We start from the raw sequence: 15,293 nt of genomic DNA, 5'->3' as shown, positions 1-15,293 counted from the left end.
AAACGACCAGATTTTTAATCTCTGGTCGTTTTTTATGTTCATTAGCTCATTCTAAGCCGCATGTTTTTTGCGCAATCTTTTGTTACGAATCTCCTCAACAGCACCAGAGCCTAAGAGAACACCAGTGATAATGAGCAGAAATCCGAAGATGTGCTGAAACAAGATCTGTTCACCTAAAAAGAGGTAGGCACCAACAAGAGCAAAAAATGGATTGAGGTTTATAAATATGGAAGCTTCTGACGCTCCGATTTTACCAATCGCCTCATTATAGAGCATATGGCCGACAGCTGTAGCAATACAAGCTGAAGCGAAATAGATCAGCCAAAGAGAAACGGTCGAATTCTCAACAACTCCTGCAAATCCTTGGGGCTCTTCGATCAATCCGATTACGATCAGGAACAGTGAACCGATCACCATCATATAGCCGGTCATGAGTCGTGGATCTAACGTGTGCGCCACACGCTTGATCAGGATAAAGCTTACAGCTTGCGTGAGTACGGATAATAGAATGTATCCATCACCGAACGAGATCCCTGCTACCTGACTGTTCCCTTCCAAAACGATGAACGCAACGCCTGAGAACCCAAGAATAAGTCCGACCGATTTTAAGAGCGTAAGAGGCGTTCCTAAAAACGAGATAGCGAGAATGGTCGTGAGAAGTGGCGACATTCCCATGATCAACCCGCCGTTTGTGGCTGTTGTTTCGGTTAAGCCGATTGAAAGGAAATAGTGATGCGCGACAACGTTAAAGATCGATGCCAGAAAGACATACCAAAACTCTTTTTTAGTCAGCCACCGAACTTTTTTTATTATAGAGAGAAGCAGAAATACGGTTAATCCCGCCGTTAGAACACGTATTCCAGTGATTGTAACAGGCAAAAAGTTCGTAACCAGAATTTTCGTCGCTGTTACGTTTAACCCCCACACCACCATCACCAGGAATAAAATCACATACGTCCGATACGCTTTCATTATGTCATCTTCTTTCTTCTGCTTTTTACTTCATAAAGTAAAGTATTTCAATGATTTTAATTTCCATTGTACAGCATTCAAAGTGGTTTTACAGGAAAAAAGCTTACAAATTTTAGATTGAGGCGAAATGACCATATCTACTTTAAAAGATAGTCTGCTATAGTGGGAGAAAATGATTTTTGAAGCTGCTGATTAGGGGGACTCTGGCAGGCGACGTTTTATGGCCAGGTTTGTCGAATGGCCTTTATTTTTGATTTTTGACTTAATTGGTCGCTGTTTAGACTTAATGCGTGGCTGATTAGACTTAATCTACTCTGAAAACGACCTTATTGAAGCTCAAAACGACTTAATCTCAAAAAAAGAGGTGATTCACATCATGCAAAAAGTTAACCCGTATGTACTTTTAGTGGTCGCAAACTTAATATGGGGCGGGAATTTTGTGATCGGACGTGCCATAGCGAGCAGTTTACCGCCTGTAACACTCTCTTTTATGCGATGGTGCACGGCATTTCTCATTTTTCTTCCGTTTGCCGTACCATTTTTACGAAAAGAATCTCAGATGCTAAAAAAACACTGGCAAGTCGTCCTCATCTTATCAATTACTGGAATCACGGGCTTTAATACGCTTCTGTATATCGCTCTTCACTATACGACGTCCATTAATGCATCCATCGTTAACACATCAACGCCGATTCTGCTTTTCCTATTGTCGTTTGTTTTTCTCAAAGAGAAGCTTAACGCAAAACAGATAGCAGGAGCCCTGCTTTCACTCATTGGACTGCTATTTATTATCTCAAAAGGCTCAATCGCGGTTTTACTACAGCTGTCCTTTAATAAAGGTGACTTAATTGTGATCGGAGCAGTTATCTGCTGGAGCATCTATTCGCTTCTTATTCGAAGATATGCGGGAATTCTTCCTACATACAGCACGTTTATTGTGACGGCGTTTCTTGGCATCCTCATCTTGCTACCATTTTCCATACACGAAATGCAAACGAAAGAAATTGTATGGTCACTTGGCACTATCGCAACCATTCTTTACACGGGAATCTTTGCATCGTTCGTTGCGTTCATGTCTTGGAATACGGCGGTTGAGCGGGTAGGTCCGAGTAAAGCTGGAGTCTTTTTGAACCTGATTCCTGTGTTTGCTGCGATCTTTGCCGTTCTTTTTATCAATGAATCGCTCGCATGGTATCAAGGAGCTGGAGGTGTGCTCGTTATACTAGGGGTTTTTATCTCAACATGGCTTACAAAAAGAGAAAAACATATACAATCACCAAATAAAAGCGTTAAAGTAATAAGTAAATAATTTACAAAATTTACGAAACTTTTCATTTGTTTTAGTCGTATTACAGTGTGAAAAGAGAGAGTTATGATAGGAGGAATTGGGGAGCGCATGACTACACATACGTTAGAACTTAAAAACTTAACGAAAAAGATCAAAGGCAAGACCATTGTGGATGATCTCTCGTTTTCGGTAAGAGAAGGTGAGATTTTCGGTCTGCTTGGTCCGAACGGCGCGGGTAAGACAACAACGATTCGAATGATCGTTGGGCTGATCTCTATTACGGACGGAGACGTTTTGATCAACGGTGATAACCTGCGAGGAAACTTTGAAAAAGCGATGGAACGCGTTGGTGCGATCGTTGAAAATCCGCAGCTGTATGATTATATGACAGGCTACAAAAACCTCATGCAATATGCGAGGATCATGCCGGATGTGACGAAGGAAAGAATTGACGAAGTGATTGAACTCGTTGATCTGAAGTACGCGATTCACGATAAGGTGAAAACATACTCGCTTGGTATGAGACAGCGACTGGGCGTAGCTCAGGCACTTTTACATAGACCGAACGTGTTAATCCTGGACGAACCGACAAACGGTCTAGATCCACAGGGAATCTATGACCTTCGTAACTATTTACGACTACTCGCGAACAACGGAACGTCTGTTGTCGTTTCTTCTCATATGCTCGCTGAGATGCAGATGATGTGTGATCGTGTAGCCATTATTCAACATGGAAAGCTTGTGCGAATTGACGAGATTTTAAACCAAGAAGACGAAGCAGATGTGAAGGTCCATTTTCAAATCGAAGGAGACGTTTCGCAGGCAAAACAAGTTCTTCTTAATTTGAACGAAGATCTGAACGTAACTGAGTCAGGTCAAGAACTGATCGTCCAAACAGCGGACGTCCGATTTATAGCTGAAATGAACAAACAACTTGTTCTCGCAGGCGTTCTCGTTGTGGGTATCCAACGCAAAACGAAGACGTTAGAAGAACGATTCTTAGAGATGACAAAGAAAGGGGGAGATCTGAATGAAGTGGCTGTCCCTGTTAACAAATGAGTGGATTAAAATCTTTACCCGTGTGCGCACATGGATCTTCCTAGCCATTCCAATCGTTATCATTATCGGTATCGCTGTTTATGACAAAGTAACAACAGATGTTGAAGTGAATGAAAATTGGAAGCAAGAACTGACGCAAACGGTGAAAGATGACCAAAAAGCGCTCGATGATGCAAAAAAGAATGGTGACAACGCCATATATATTGATTCGCTTGAATCAGCCATCAAACAAAATGAGTATGCCATCGCTAACGACATTTCACCAAATGAAACAACAGCATGGCAGTTTATGAAAGACATGGCGTTCATCTCGTCACTTATCGGGTTATTTGTGATCGTCGTAGCTAGTGACATTGTTTCTAATGAATTTGCTAAAGGAACGATTAAGATGCTTCTCATTCGTCCTTATAGCAGGTGGAAGATTCTTTTATCCAAATTCATTGCAACGCTAGGCTTTGCGTTTGTTATGTGGCTCGTTGTGATTGTAGCTACATGGCTTGTAGGTGGCCTTGCTTATGGATTCGGCGGAATGGACCAATCCTACTTAATCACAACAGATGATGGTCAAGTAAAAGAAAGACTGATTGTTGAATATGTATTTGCCAACATCGGTGTAGAATTTATTGAACTAACAGCGCTCGTAGCTATGTCGTTCATGATCTCAACGCTGTTCATGAGTAACTCAGTGGCGATTGGTGTTGCCATGTTCACACTCTTTGCAGGTAACACGATCGTGATGCTACTCGCAACAAAAGAATGGGTGATCTACACGTTGTTCGCTAACATGGATCTTAGTGTATTGATCGATGGACAGAACCAGATGGTCAAGGACTTAACGCTGCCGTTCTCCATTAGTGTGCTTGCGGTATACACCGCAATTATGCTGGCAATAACGTTTACAGTTTTCCAAAAGCGTGATGTGAAAGCTTAATAGAACGAGAAAGAGGCTGAATTTCGGATCAGCCTCTTTTCTTTACTTTTTTAGCAAAACAGGCTGTTTTTCCATAAAAACAAAGATAGTTTCTTCAAAGTCTAATTGATGGGTTTTAAACGCTTTGTAGCCTAGCTTTTCGTAAAAAGAGATATTCTTGACGCTCTTGCTGCCGGTGTATAATTCGTAACGATACCCAGCAAACAATTGCTCAATCTCCTGTACTAACTTTCTTCCGATTCCCCGGTTCTGAAAGTGGGGATGGACCATGAGTTTACCAATAAAACACGTTCCTTCGTTTTCATGAGCTTTGACGGAGCCAATAATTTTACCGTGGAATAGATACTTTAATACGTAGTGGGTTCGTATGCTTTCTTCCACATCTGCAACCGATTGTGTAAGAGGTTGAATATTATAGTTGCCGTATAATTCAGCTTCACTCACATAAGCCATTTTTTGTAGCGCAAGAATTTCAGCAGCATCAAAAACAGTAGCTTTTTTAATCATTTCCATAACATGACCCCTGACATGATTAATTTTAGATATAATATTCCGTATAGAGTTACTTTATCCTTCATGAAAATAGAAGTGCAGAAAAGACATACATCAGAAAGAGGACGGACATTGGAGACACAAACAAAACAAAAAGAAGATTTGAAAGGTCTAGGAGGATGGCTGTTATTAGTAGGAGCAGGCCTCATATTAGCTTTGCCGTTTAAGCTGAATGCTGTACAAGTGGGATTTGATGCGATCCAAGGTTATAAATTCAATTCGTTATTATTAAAGTACGTCGTATACGGAGAATTAATCTTTAATATTGGATTGATCGGATTAAATATCTTTCTTCTCTATCTATTTTTCACGAAGAAGAAAGCTTTTGTGAAGACGTGGGTATTTTTGCTGCAGATCACATTAGCCTTTGCGGTTCTCACAGATATTCTGCTTCTGTTTGTAGATGAAGTGAATACAGGAACGCCGTTTGTAAACTCAGCTTCTGCGTTATTGGCATTTTTCATCTGGTCAACGTATGCAAAGAAATCGTGGCGCGTTCACAATACATTTGTAAATTAAATGCTAAAAAAGGACAAGGGCATCTGCTCCTGTCCTTTCTATATATATCTCCTATCCAATGATTCTATCTCTACGCTTTTTGTGACTGAAATTGGTCTTCTTCTGTAGATCCTTTAAGAGCAGTAGTTGAAGCTGTTCCGCCTGAAACGAGCTGTGTCACTTCGTCAAAATAGCCTGTTCCTACTTCACGTTGGTGGCGAGTTGCTGTATAGCCATCGATCTCACTATCAAACTCTCTTTGCTGAAGCTCAGAATAAGCACCCATTCCTCTTGCTTTATAACCTTTTGCTAGTTCGAACATGCTATGGTTCAGTGCGTGGAAACCTGCCAACGTTACGAACTGAAACTTATAGCCCATCGCTGCAAGCTGCTGCTGGAACGTTTCAATCGTTGCGTCATCCAGCTTCTTTTTCCAGTTAAAAGAAGGAGAACAGTTGTAGGCTAATAGTTTACCAGGAAACTGCTCGTGGATCGCATCCGCAAAACGCTGCGCTTGCTCTAGGTTCGGTTCACTCGTTTCGCACCAGATCAAATCTGCATAAGGAGCATACGCAAGACCGCGTGCGATCGCTTGATCGAGCCCAGCATTCGTACGGTAAAAGCCTTCAGCTGTTCGCTCACCCGTAATAAACGCGCGGTCGACTGGATCGATGTCACTAGTGATCAAATCTGCAGCATCAGCATCTGTACGTGCGATCAAAATTGTTGGTGTTCCCATCACATCTGCTGCTAGACGAGCAGAGATTAAGTTGCGTACAGCAGTCATCGTCGGCAACAGTACTTTTCCACCTAGATGTCCGCACTTTTTCTCAGAAGATAACTGATCTTCAAAGTGAACAGCCGACGCTCCAGATTCAATCATGCCTTTCATCAGTTCGAACACGTTCAGTTGTCCGCCAAAACCAGCTTCTGCATCTGCAACGATCGGAAGGAAGTAATCGACTTCATTTCCGCCTTCCATGTGCTGAATCTGATCAGCGCGCTGAAGAGCAGAGTTGATGCGTTTTACCACGTGTGGCACTGAGTTTGCTGGATACAAACTTTGATCAGGATACATGTTTCCTGAAAGGTTGGCATCTGCTGCAACCTGCCAACCGCTTAAGTATACGGCTTTCAGACCTGCCTTTGCTTGCTGAACAGCCTGATTGCCCGTTAGTGCTCCTAAAGCGTTTACATATGTTTCGTTCTGAAGCAGATCCCAAAATTTTTCGGCACCCTTTTTAGCAAGTGTATGCTCAATATCGATAGATCCGCGTAAGCGAATAACCTCTTCTGCTGTATAAGGACGCTGAACTCCTGACCAGCGCTCTTCGTTTTGCCACATATCCTGTAATTTTTCCACACGTGATTGACTCATTAATCTCTCTCCTTAAGTTTTCATAGTATTTTTGAAGTGCTGCTTTCTTAAAGGTTGCTTTAAAAAACCTGCGTGATTTTTAATCGTCGTAGTTTTGTTTCTTCATTGCCAAGTTGATAGGAGCGTAAGGTGCGAGACTCCTGCGGGACAGGCGGGCAGGTGAGACACTTAAGAGTCAAACGTCCAATGTGGCTCACCGCCTGCCCCGCGGAAAGCGAGCGACCTGAAGCGGAAATCAACCACTCTCAAGGACAACAAAGCTTATAACTACAACACCTCATACCCTCGATTGGTCAAGAAATCTTGAAACTCATCATCGCGAATCAGCTCATCAAATAGCGCGACAGCTTCCATAAAACGACCAGAATTGAATGACTCCTCATTCATTCCTTGCTTCAACTTTTGAACTTCCTGCAACTTTAGTTCCTCTACCAGCTCGAACGTCACTTTGCGGCCGTCACGTAAAACGCCTTTCGGGTGTCTGATCCATTGCCATACTTGGGCTCGTGAGATTTCTGCTGTAGCTGCATCTTCCATGAGATGGTTGATTGGTGCAGCTCCTTTACCTCTTAGCCAAGAAGCGATGTATTGAATTCCGACACTAATGTTGACGCGCAAACCTTCTTCTGTGATTTCGCCTTCTGGTACAGCCACTAAATCATCAGCCGTTACGACTACATCTTCACGTTTTCGATCGATCTGATTAGGTGTTGGCATGATTCGGTCGAACACGTCCATAGCAACAGGCACGAGTCCCGGATGGGCAACCCATGTCCCGTCATGACCGTCAGAAGCTTCGCGCTCTTTATCAGCACGCACTTTTTCAAAAGCAGCAGCATTTGCAGCTTCATCGTTTTTGATTGGAATTTGTGCAGCCATTCCACCGATCGCAGGAGCGTTTCGTTTATGACAAGTCTTGATTGCCAAAAGAGAGTAAGATCTCATGAACGGAACAGTCATCGTAACGAGCGAACGGTCAGGAAGAATGACGTGTGGCTGATTACGGAACTTCTTAATATAGCTGAAAATATAATCCCATCTGCCACAATTAACGCCTGCGGAATGTTCACGAAGTTCGTATAAAATTTCGTCCATTTCAAATGCGGCAACGATCGTCTCGATTAGTACAGTTGCTTTAATCGTGCCTCTTGGAATCCCTAGCTGTTCTTGGGCGTAAATAAACACATCGTTCCAAAGGCGAGCTTCTTTATGACTTTCCATTTTAGGAAGATAGAAATAAGGACCAGACCCGTTTTCGATCAGTGTCTTTGCATTGTGGTAAAAATAAAGGCCAAAATCTACTAAGCTACCAGACATGAGTTCGTTGTCGACAACGATATGTTTTTCTTCAAGATGCCAGCCACGTGGACGTACGATGAGCGTGGCGATCTTTTCGTTCAATGTATACGTTTTTCCGTTTCCATTATCAAAAGAAATGGAGCGGTTAACGGCATCCTTTAAGTTGATCTGACCATCAATCGTATTCTCCCAAGTAGGAGAGTTGGAATCTTCAAGATCTGCCATGAACAGCTTCGCTCCTGAGTTAAGCGCGTTGATCACCATCTTGCGGTCAACAGGACCTGTAATCTCTACTCGTCGGTCTTGAAGATCTTGGGGAAGTGGTGAGATGGTCCAATCACTGTTACGGATATGTTCGGTTTCCGGTAAAAAGGTGGGCATAATCCCAGCATCTATTTCACTTTGCCTGGCTTTACGTTGTTTCAGAAGCTCCTTGCGGGTGTTGTTAAAGTGAAGGTGCAATGATTTTAAGAAAAGAAGGGCACCTGGTGTTAATATTTTTTCATACGCTGGGGTAATGTCGCCTAACACTTGTAGATTAGTAGTTTCAATTGTCACTTATTACACAGTCCTTTCTGAACATGTTATTAAACAGATGTGTTTATAAAATTATTGTTATATAACAGAAGAGGTAAAAAAATTTACCTCTCGTGTTTTCCCATGCAGCGCTCGCACTCATAAAGATATGATTCATGTTGTTCCTCGATTACACATCCACATTCCGAACACGTCTTTTTAGGGATATTACGGTGAAGCTCCAAGTAATTTTTCATTTTAAATTTCCTCCTGTTTTGTTTTTGATTTGATTATAATGCATTGTATTATAACAGATTATATTTTGCAACACCTGTTTTATAACATTTTCGCATTTTTTATAAAATTGAGTCATCTGTCCCCCCTGTTTATCCTTGATATGACTGGGTTTTTGGGAATGTGTTAAAAATTAAAAAACTGTTGTATTACAGAATTGTATTGGTGTGATTATTTGAATTTTTAGACAATAAACCATACAATGAATTCATTCTATAAAGGTACCTCAACTTACCAAAATGAAAGGTGAGAAGCATGAATCAAACGATACAGGATACACAACAGAAACTTCAGTACAATGCCCTTCATAACCCATACCATTCAGATCGGATGAGCGTTTTTTCGAAAAAAGGGATGGTTGCAACGAGTCAGCCGCTCGCCGCACAAGCGGGGCTTGATATGTTAAAAAAGGGTGGGAATGCAGTTGACGCAGCCATTGCTACCGCAGCTTGCCTAACGGTTGTTGAGCCCACATCGAACGGGATCGGTGGTGATGCGTTCGCCCTCGTCTGGATGAATGGTGAATTGCATGGCTTGAACTCGAGCGGTCCAGCACCGAGAAGCATCTCCATTGAAGAAGTAAAGAAAGCGGGACATGATAACATGCCGAAGTTCGGCTGGCTGCCTGTTACGGTGCCAGGTGCACCCGCTGCTTGGGCGGAACTATCCAACCGATTTGGCAAGCTGCCGTTTAAAGACGTGCTGCAACCTGCGATCTCATACGCCGAAGAAGGTTATCCTTTGACGCCCTTTCTCGGTAAGTATTGGCGCAAAGCGTATGAAACGTACAAGCGGGAATTAAAAGGTGAAGAGTTTGAGAGCTGGTTTCAAACCTTTGCTCCAGACGGGCGTGCTCCCGAAGTTGGAGAGATTTGGCGCTCACCTCATCATGCAAGCACATTACGAGATATCGCAGAAACGAAGTCAGAATCTTTTTATAGAGGAGCACTCGCACAAAAAATAAGCGAGGCGTCAGAAGCGCACGGCGGATTTCTCCGAAGTGAGGATCTCGCTACCTTTTATCCAGAGTGGGTAAAGCCGATCAACGTGAACTATAGAGGATACGATGTTTGGGAAATTCCACCGAACGGTCAAGGAATCGTTGCACTCATGGCACTTAACACGTTAAAAGGGTATGATTTTAACGAAAAAGAATCAGCCGAAACGTATCATAAACAGATCGAAGCCATCAAACTAGCATTTGTTGATGCGAAAAAATATGTAACAGACCCACTAAGGATGAATGTATTTGTTGAAGGATTGTTGTCAGAGAGCTATGCTGCAAAACGAAGAGACCTAATCGGTAGTGAAGCTCTTCAGCCAGAACCCGGAACACCGCCAAGTGGTGGAACGGTATATCTTGCAACGGCAGATGAAGAAGGCAATATGGTCTCATTCATTCAGAGCAACTACATGGGATTCGGTTCTGGCGTAGTCGTTCCTGAAACGGGAATCGGCCTGCAGAACAGAGGACATGATTTTTCACTAGATCCAGATCACGATAACGCACTCGCTCCTGGCAAAAAAACGTATCACACGATCATCCCTGGCTTCTTAACGAAGAACGGAAAAGCTGTAGGACCTTTCGGTGTGATGGGAGGCTACATGCAGCCTCAAGGTCACGTGCAAGTTGTGATGAACACGGTTGATTTTCATCTGAACCCGCAAGCCGCACTAGATGCGCCACGCTGGCAGTGGATGGAGGATAGGAAAGTTCTAGTCGAACGCTCACTTCCGTCGCATATTGTTGATGACCTAGCGAGAAGAGGTCATGACGTTCAAGTGGCCGCAGATTCAGGAAACTTTGGACGAGGGCAGATTATTTGGAGAGACCCAGAGACTGGAGTTTTAGCAGGTGGAACGGAAGGAAGAACAGATGGATCCATCGCTGTATGGTAACAAACAAAACTCAACTAAGAATAAAGGACTGATCACATGACGTATCTCAACTTGTTTCTTGCCTTCTTTCGGTCGGGCATGCTGGGGTATGGGGGAGGTCCTTCTTCCATCCCTTTGGTTCATAAAGAAGTAGTTGGAAAATACAAATGGATGAACGACGAAGAATTTGGAGATGTGTTGGCACTAGGAAACACACTACCCGGACCTATCGCGACAAAAATGGCAGGTTATATCGGATACCGAGTGGCAGGCATTATAGGTCTCTTCATTGCGCTGTTAGCAACAATACTGCCGACCATTATCCTCATGATTCTGCTCTTAACCTCACTCCGAGAATTTAAAGAACAACCATGGGTACAAGGCATGACAAAAGGCGTCATTCCCGTTGTAGCTGTGATGCTCGCTGTCCTCACGTGGCAGTTTTTTGATAGCTCCAAAAAAGGATTAGGTTTAAAACTCAGCCTTCTTCACATTTTTGCGGGCGTTATCCTTCTTCAATTTCTCGGTGTTCACCCTGGAATCATCATTGGTGTATTATTGGCATACGCTCTTTTTGGACCATTGAAGGGAAACGATAAACAGAAAGTAAGCGTGCGGGAAGGAGAGAAGACAGGATGACGTTTTGGCATATCTTTCTCGCCTTTTTTATACCCGGAATCCTAGGATACGGTGGTGGACCGGCTTCCATTCCTTTGATTGAAAACGAAGTGGTCGATCGCTATGAATGGCTAACTGTTAATGAATTTACTGAAGTGTTGGCGCTTGGAAATGCACTTCCTGGTCCGATCGCGACAAAGATGGCAGGCTACATCGGATTTCAAGAAGGAGGCTGGCTCGGAGCGTTTGTTGGTGTGTTCGCAACCGTTGCACCTTCTCTTTTGTTGATGGTCGCGTTTCTAGGACTTGTTTATAAATTTAAAGACTCACCAAGAGTAAAGAACATGAGCACCTATGTAAAGCCAACGATCGCTGTGCTTCTTGGCATTATGGCGTATCAGTTTTTTGCCGAATCATATATAAGCGTTGGTTGGATTCACACGCTGTTTCTAGCTGCTGTCAGTTTTTTATTGATGGAAAAGTTGAAAGTGTCCCCGGTGTTCGTGATTATTGGATCACTCGGATATGGAGCGGTGTTTTTGGCTTAGGGAGAAGCGGAACTTCACTGAGGTTTCGCTTTTTTGTGTGTGACAGAGTTGTCGATTATGGTGGAAAATCGGATGAATGTTGGATTCCCTCCTAATTATTGAACCAAAAGAGTCTTCCCAAATTCGTACAACCATATGGTAAGATAATAAAAAAAGATAAGCATGTTGGACAAGACAAATGAATACTTTTTAAAGGGAAACGGAGGACTTAACATGAGACCGATATGGCTTGGAATTGCGGCAGCCTTTTTCTTTGGCGTCACGTTCATATTGAATCGATCTATGGACTTATCAGGCGGAAGCTGGCATTGGAGTGCAGCCCTTCGCTTTTTTTACATGGTTCCGTTATTGTGGATTATCGTTTGGATGCGGGGCAACGTGCGTCCTGTGTTCCAAGAACTTAGAGCACGATTTGGTACTTGGTTTCTATGGAGTTCAGTAGGATTCGTGCTCTTTTATGCTCCGATTACATACGCTGCAGGTTTTGGAGAGGCGTGGTTAGTCGCCGCGACTTGGCAGATTACAATCGTTGCGGGTTCGCTTCTCGTGCCCTTTTTTTACGAAGGAGACAGAGGCAAAGGAGCAACACGCCAAAAGATTCCTTTTAAAGGGTTAGGATTTTCGCTGATCATATTAGGAGGTGTCGCACTCGTCCAAGTTCAGGAAGCGAGTGGGGTGAACGGCTCCGCTTGGTTGAACGTTGTGTTGCCAGTTCTGATCGCGGCAATTGCTTATCCACTCGGCAATCGAAAAATGATGGTTGTTACAAACAAAAGGCTCGATGCTTTTCAGCGAGCATTCGGCATGACGATCGCTTCACTTCCTTGGTGGGTTGTCCTCGCCGGAATTGGATGGGTGGAGAGCGGACCACCAACGAACGATCAGTTGTGGCAGACGTTTTTAGTAGCCATTTCATCAGGGGTTATTGCAACGGTTCTCTTTTTCCAAGCGACGGATCTTTGTGCGAACAATCCTGTGAAACTGGCTGGTGTAGAAGCGACGCAATCGGCTGAAATCATTTTTGTATTAGCAGGCGAGATGTGGTTGTTATCGATCGCAAGCCCAACGTTCCTTTCTATGATGGGCGTTCTCATCATCATGCTAGGCATGTTTTTACACAGTTATTACGGAAAAACAGAAGTGGTTCAAAAAAAATCTATGAAACTTGCAAAATGATGAATAAAAATATGTGAGCTGGGAATAGTAGTACTACCCCCCCTTTTTAAATAGTAATTTGAAACAGCCGTTGCCCGTAGCAGCGGTTGTTTTTTTGTCCGGAAAAATCCGTTAAACTGAATACAGAGAATGTCGGGTGTCAACTTCTTCCCCTTGTTATTCTTTACTTGAAAGGAGGCGTTGTCGATGGATTCGCTTAAGAGTATGAACGACGCATTGCAGTATATGGAGGAGCATCTTCAGTATGAGATTGACTTTGCAGAAGTAGCGAGACGTGCGTATTGTTCAGAGTATCATTTTAAAAGAATGTTTTCCTTTTTGGCAGGAATTCCACTTTCAGAATACGTTCGTCGCAGACGGCTGACTCTTGCTGCTTTTGAGTTGCAGAACAGCGACGTAAAAGTGATTGATGTGGCTGTGAAATATGGCTATTCTTCACCTGACTCTTTTACAAAAGCATTTCAACAGCTGCATGGTATCACACCTTCAGAAGCTCGTAAAAACGGTCATTCACTCAAAGCCTTTCCGCGCATGTCCTTTCAATTATCGGTAAAAGGAGGAAGTGAAATGAACTATCGTATCGTTGAGAAAGAGGCCTTTTCTATTGTGGGTCTTAAAAAACGAGTACCCCTCGTATTTGAAGGGGTAAATCCGGAAATCGTCGCGATGTGGCAGAGCCTTACACCAGAGATGATTAGTGAGCTGAAGCAGTTATCGAATATAGAGCCAAGTGGCTTAATCAGTGCGTCAACGAACTTTTTGGAGAGGACGATAGAGAACAGCGAGCTTGATCATTATATTGGGGCAGCAACAACAAGTGTTTGTGCTGAGAATCTGTCGGAACTGAAGGTGGCACCATCCACATGGGCAGTCTTTGAAGCGGTCGGTCCGTTTCCAGAAACGCTGCAGAACGTGTGGGGACGCATCTATTCAGAATGGTTTCCATCATCATCGTACGAACAAACAGAAGGACCCGAAATTCTTTGGAACGCAGATAAAGATACGACGTCACCTACATTTAGAAGTGAGATCTGGGTGCCGGTTAAGAAAAAATAAAGCAGTATGATAGGAAGCATCGGCTAAGTGGCTGATGCTTTTTTAAGGAGAGCAGCATCTGCGTAAATTAGCAGTGCTGCTCCCCTTACTTAGATATTCTTCACTTTTTCTCTTCGATAACGCCACAAAAACAATAGCGAACTAAGAACTAGAATGATAAAGAAAGAAATAGGTACGAGGTGAGGATTTAAATAAATCGTAGTCAGGTTCTCAATAAGATAGGTAGTACCTGTTCCAAATACCAAGAAGGCTAGCGGGACATGCAGACCTACACTCGTCATATAATTGGGAGCGATGCTCGATATCCAAGCTCCGACCAATACCAACGCGATTCCTAACAGATAGACACAAATAACAGTAAGAACAATATATTGAATAAAGGTTAAATCATACCAGGAAACAAAGATGTTAAATATAGAGTTTATCGGCAGTGGAAAGAACATGCTCGTGTCATTGCCTCTATACATGAAAAAGAAAAAAGCGAGCTGAACGGTAATAATGATCATGGATGCAGTTAAGCCAGTAAGAAGCTTATGTGAAAAAAGGCTGCGTCCTGTTTTTGATGTATACTGCAGAAGCTCTACGTGATTTCGCTTGTCCCGAATGTATAGTGGCATCAGGATAATCATGATGTTTAAGAAGATGAGAATGGCTACATATTTAATTAAAACATTGTAGTTTTCAAATACCATAAACGTAAATATCGCCTTTGTTGATCCATTTTCAACCAATGCATCCATACGTGCATTTTGTTTTGGAGTTAGTTCATGCTCATTATAACGTTCAGGGTGCTCATATCTGTCAATGATCCCATCGCGTGCTTGAATCTCCCAAAAAACATCAACATAGTCTTCAAAAATGATTTTGCTGTGCAGCGCAGCTAGTTTTTCGTTTTTTAGATCCATGTTGCTAAATTTTTCATATGTATCAATACCTGCAGCGACCATTTTTTCATGTGACTTCAGATATGCTGTCGCTTCTGCTATTCTTTGTTCCTTAATTTTTTTGAAATCTTTAAATTCCTCAGTATCCATAGATTCGCCATAATCAACTAGCATTTTTTGTGTAGCTCGGAAATCATCTAAAAGTGGTCTGCCGTTGGGAAAGTGCTTAAATTCAAACATAATAAACTGTTGATACACGATGAAGCTGACTAAAAGCAGCAGGCAGATGATTTTTACGGTAAACAGCTTTCTTATCTCATTCACTACGATTCTCATAAGTTCGCGT

At 42.8% G+C, this 15,293-nt stretch carries 15 protein-coding genes; 9 read left to right on the top strand and 6 right to left on the bottom strand.

What is annotated here, in order from left to right:
* Nucleotides 1-51 precede the first annotated feature (51 nt).
* Nucleotides 52-972, bottom strand: a complete 921-nt coding sequence (locus ACOZ9X_RS17255; protein ID WP_423419284.1) for a DMT family transporter — start codon at nt 970-972, stop codon at nt 52-54.
* Between the two features lie 376 nt (nt 973-1,348).
* On the opposite strand from ACOZ9X_RS17255, the gene ACOZ9X_RS17250 reads away from it, so the two are divergent.
* The 3 genes from ACOZ9X_RS17250 (at nt 1,349) to ACOZ9X_RS17240 (ending at nt 4,250) form a co-directional block, all read left to right on the top strand.
* Nucleotides 1,349-2,281 carry a DMT family transporter gene (locus tag ACOZ9X_RS17250; protein WP_423419283.1) on the top strand — a complete coding sequence of 311 codons (933 nt, stop codon included), beginning with the start codon at nt 1,349-1,351 and terminating at the stop codon, nt 2,279-2,281.
* An 87-nt stretch (nt 2,282-2,368) separates the two neighbouring features.
* Complete coding sequence (locus ACOZ9X_RS17245) at nt 2,369-3,319, top strand: ABC transporter ATP-binding protein (RefSeq protein WP_423419282.1); 951 nt, start codon at nt 2,369-2,371, stop codon at nt 3,317-3,319.
* Nucleotides 3,291-4,250: an ABC transporter permease gene (locus tag ACOZ9X_RS17240; protein WP_423419281.1), complete on the top strand. Its 960-nt coding sequence runs from the start codon at nt 3,291-3,293 to the stop codon at nt 4,248-4,250. Before ACOZ9X_RS17245 ends, ACOZ9X_RS17240 begins: the two co-directional genes overlap by 29 nt.
* Before the next feature lie 42 nt (nt 4,251-4,292).
* Here the strand turns inward: ACOZ9X_RS17240 and ACOZ9X_RS17235 are convergent, their stop codons facing one another.
* Nucleotides 4,293-4,763: a GNAT family N-acetyltransferase gene (locus tag ACOZ9X_RS17235; RefSeq protein WP_423419280.1), complete on the bottom strand. Its 471-nt coding sequence runs from the start codon at nt 4,761-4,763 to the stop codon at nt 4,293-4,295.
* A 111-nt stretch (nt 4,764-4,874) separates the two neighbouring features.
* Here ACOZ9X_RS17235 and ACOZ9X_RS17230 point away from each other — a divergent pair, with 111 nt between their 5' ends.
* Entirely contained in the window at nt 4,875-5,321 is a 447-nt protein-coding gene (locus tag ACOZ9X_RS17230) for a DUF2569 family protein (protein ID WP_423419279.1), read from the top strand.
* A 70-nt stretch (nt 5,322-5,391) separates the two neighbouring features.
* Here ACOZ9X_RS17230 and aceA read toward each other — a convergent pair whose 3' ends face one another.
* The 3 genes from aceA to yhfH all read right to left on the bottom strand — a co-directional run bounded on the left by aceA (nt 5,392) and on the right by yhfH (nt 8,750).
* Entirely contained in the window at nt 5,392-6,678 is a 1,287-nt protein-coding gene (gene aceA / locus ACOZ9X_RS17225; RefSeq protein WP_423419278.1) for an isocitrate lyase, read from the bottom strand.
* A 267-nt stretch (nt 6,679-6,945) separates the two neighbouring features.
* Nucleotides 6,946-8,535 carry a malate synthase A gene (aceB, locus tag ACOZ9X_RS17220; RefSeq protein ID WP_423419277.1) on the bottom strand — a complete coding sequence of 530 codons (1,590 nt, stop codon included), beginning with the start codon at nt 8,533-8,535 and terminating at the stop codon, nt 6,946-6,948.
* 83 nt (nt 8,536-8,618) lie between these two features.
* Entirely contained in the window at nt 8,619-8,750 is a 132-nt protein-coding gene (gene yhfH, locus ACOZ9X_RS17215) for a protein YhfH (protein ID WP_137791063.1), read from the bottom strand.
* 292 nt (nt 8,751-9,042) lie between these two features.
* Between yhfH and ACOZ9X_RS17210 the strand changes: the two genes are divergently transcribed.
* The 5 genes from ACOZ9X_RS17210 to ACOZ9X_RS17190 all read left to right on the top strand — a co-directional run bounded on the left by ACOZ9X_RS17210 (nt 9,043) and on the right by ACOZ9X_RS17190 (nt 14,063).
* Nucleotides 9,043-10,686, top strand: coding sequence for a gamma-glutamyltransferase family protein (locus tag ACOZ9X_RS17210; RefSeq protein WP_423419276.1), 1,644 nt, complete (start codon nt 9,043-9,045; stop codon nt 10,684-10,686).
* Nucleotides 10,687-10,722: 36 nt separating this feature from the next.
* Nucleotides 10,723-11,304, top strand: a complete 582-nt coding sequence (locus ACOZ9X_RS17205; RefSeq protein WP_423419275.1) for a chromate transporter — start codon at nt 10,723-10,725, stop codon at nt 11,302-11,304.
* The gene (locus ACOZ9X_RS17200; RefSeq protein WP_423419274.1) at nt 11,301-11,831 is read left to right on the top strand and encodes a chromate transporter; all 531 of its coding nucleotides are present in this window, start codon (nt 11,301-11,303) and stop codon (nt 11,829-11,831) included. The genes ACOZ9X_RS17205 and ACOZ9X_RS17200 overlap by 4 nt, the downstream gene beginning before the upstream one ends.
* 213 nt (nt 11,832-12,044) lie before the next feature.
* Nucleotides 12,045-13,007 (top strand): multidrug resistance efflux transporter family protein, encoded by a 963-nt coding sequence (locus ACOZ9X_RS17195; RefSeq protein WP_423419273.1) that lies wholly within the window; start codon nt 12,045-12,047, stop codon nt 13,005-13,007.
* A 186-nt stretch (nt 13,008-13,193) separates the two neighbouring features.
* Nucleotides 13,194-14,063 (top strand): AraC family transcriptional regulator, encoded by an 870-nt coding sequence (locus ACOZ9X_RS17190; protein ID WP_423419272.1) that lies wholly within the window; start codon nt 13,194-13,196, stop codon nt 14,061-14,063.
* 89 nt (nt 14,064-14,152) lie between these two features.
* On the opposite strand, the gene ACOZ9X_RS17185 is transcribed toward ACOZ9X_RS17190, so the two are convergent.
* Complete coding sequence (locus tag ACOZ9X_RS17185) at nt 14,153-15,283, bottom strand: hypothetical protein (RefSeq protein WP_423419271.1); 1,131 nt, start codon at nt 15,281-15,283, stop codon at nt 14,153-14,155.
* Nucleotides 15,284-15,293 lie beyond the last annotated feature (10 nt).

This window comes from Fictibacillus nanhaiensis (assembly GCF_049537595.1).
GTDB classification, from domain to species: Bacteria; Bacillota; Bacilli; order Bacillales; family Fictibacillaceae; genus Fictibacillus; species Fictibacillus nanhaiensis_F.
The sequence above is the reverse complement of the archived record's forward strand: the minus strand, read 5'-3'. Positions and strand labels throughout refer to the sequence as shown.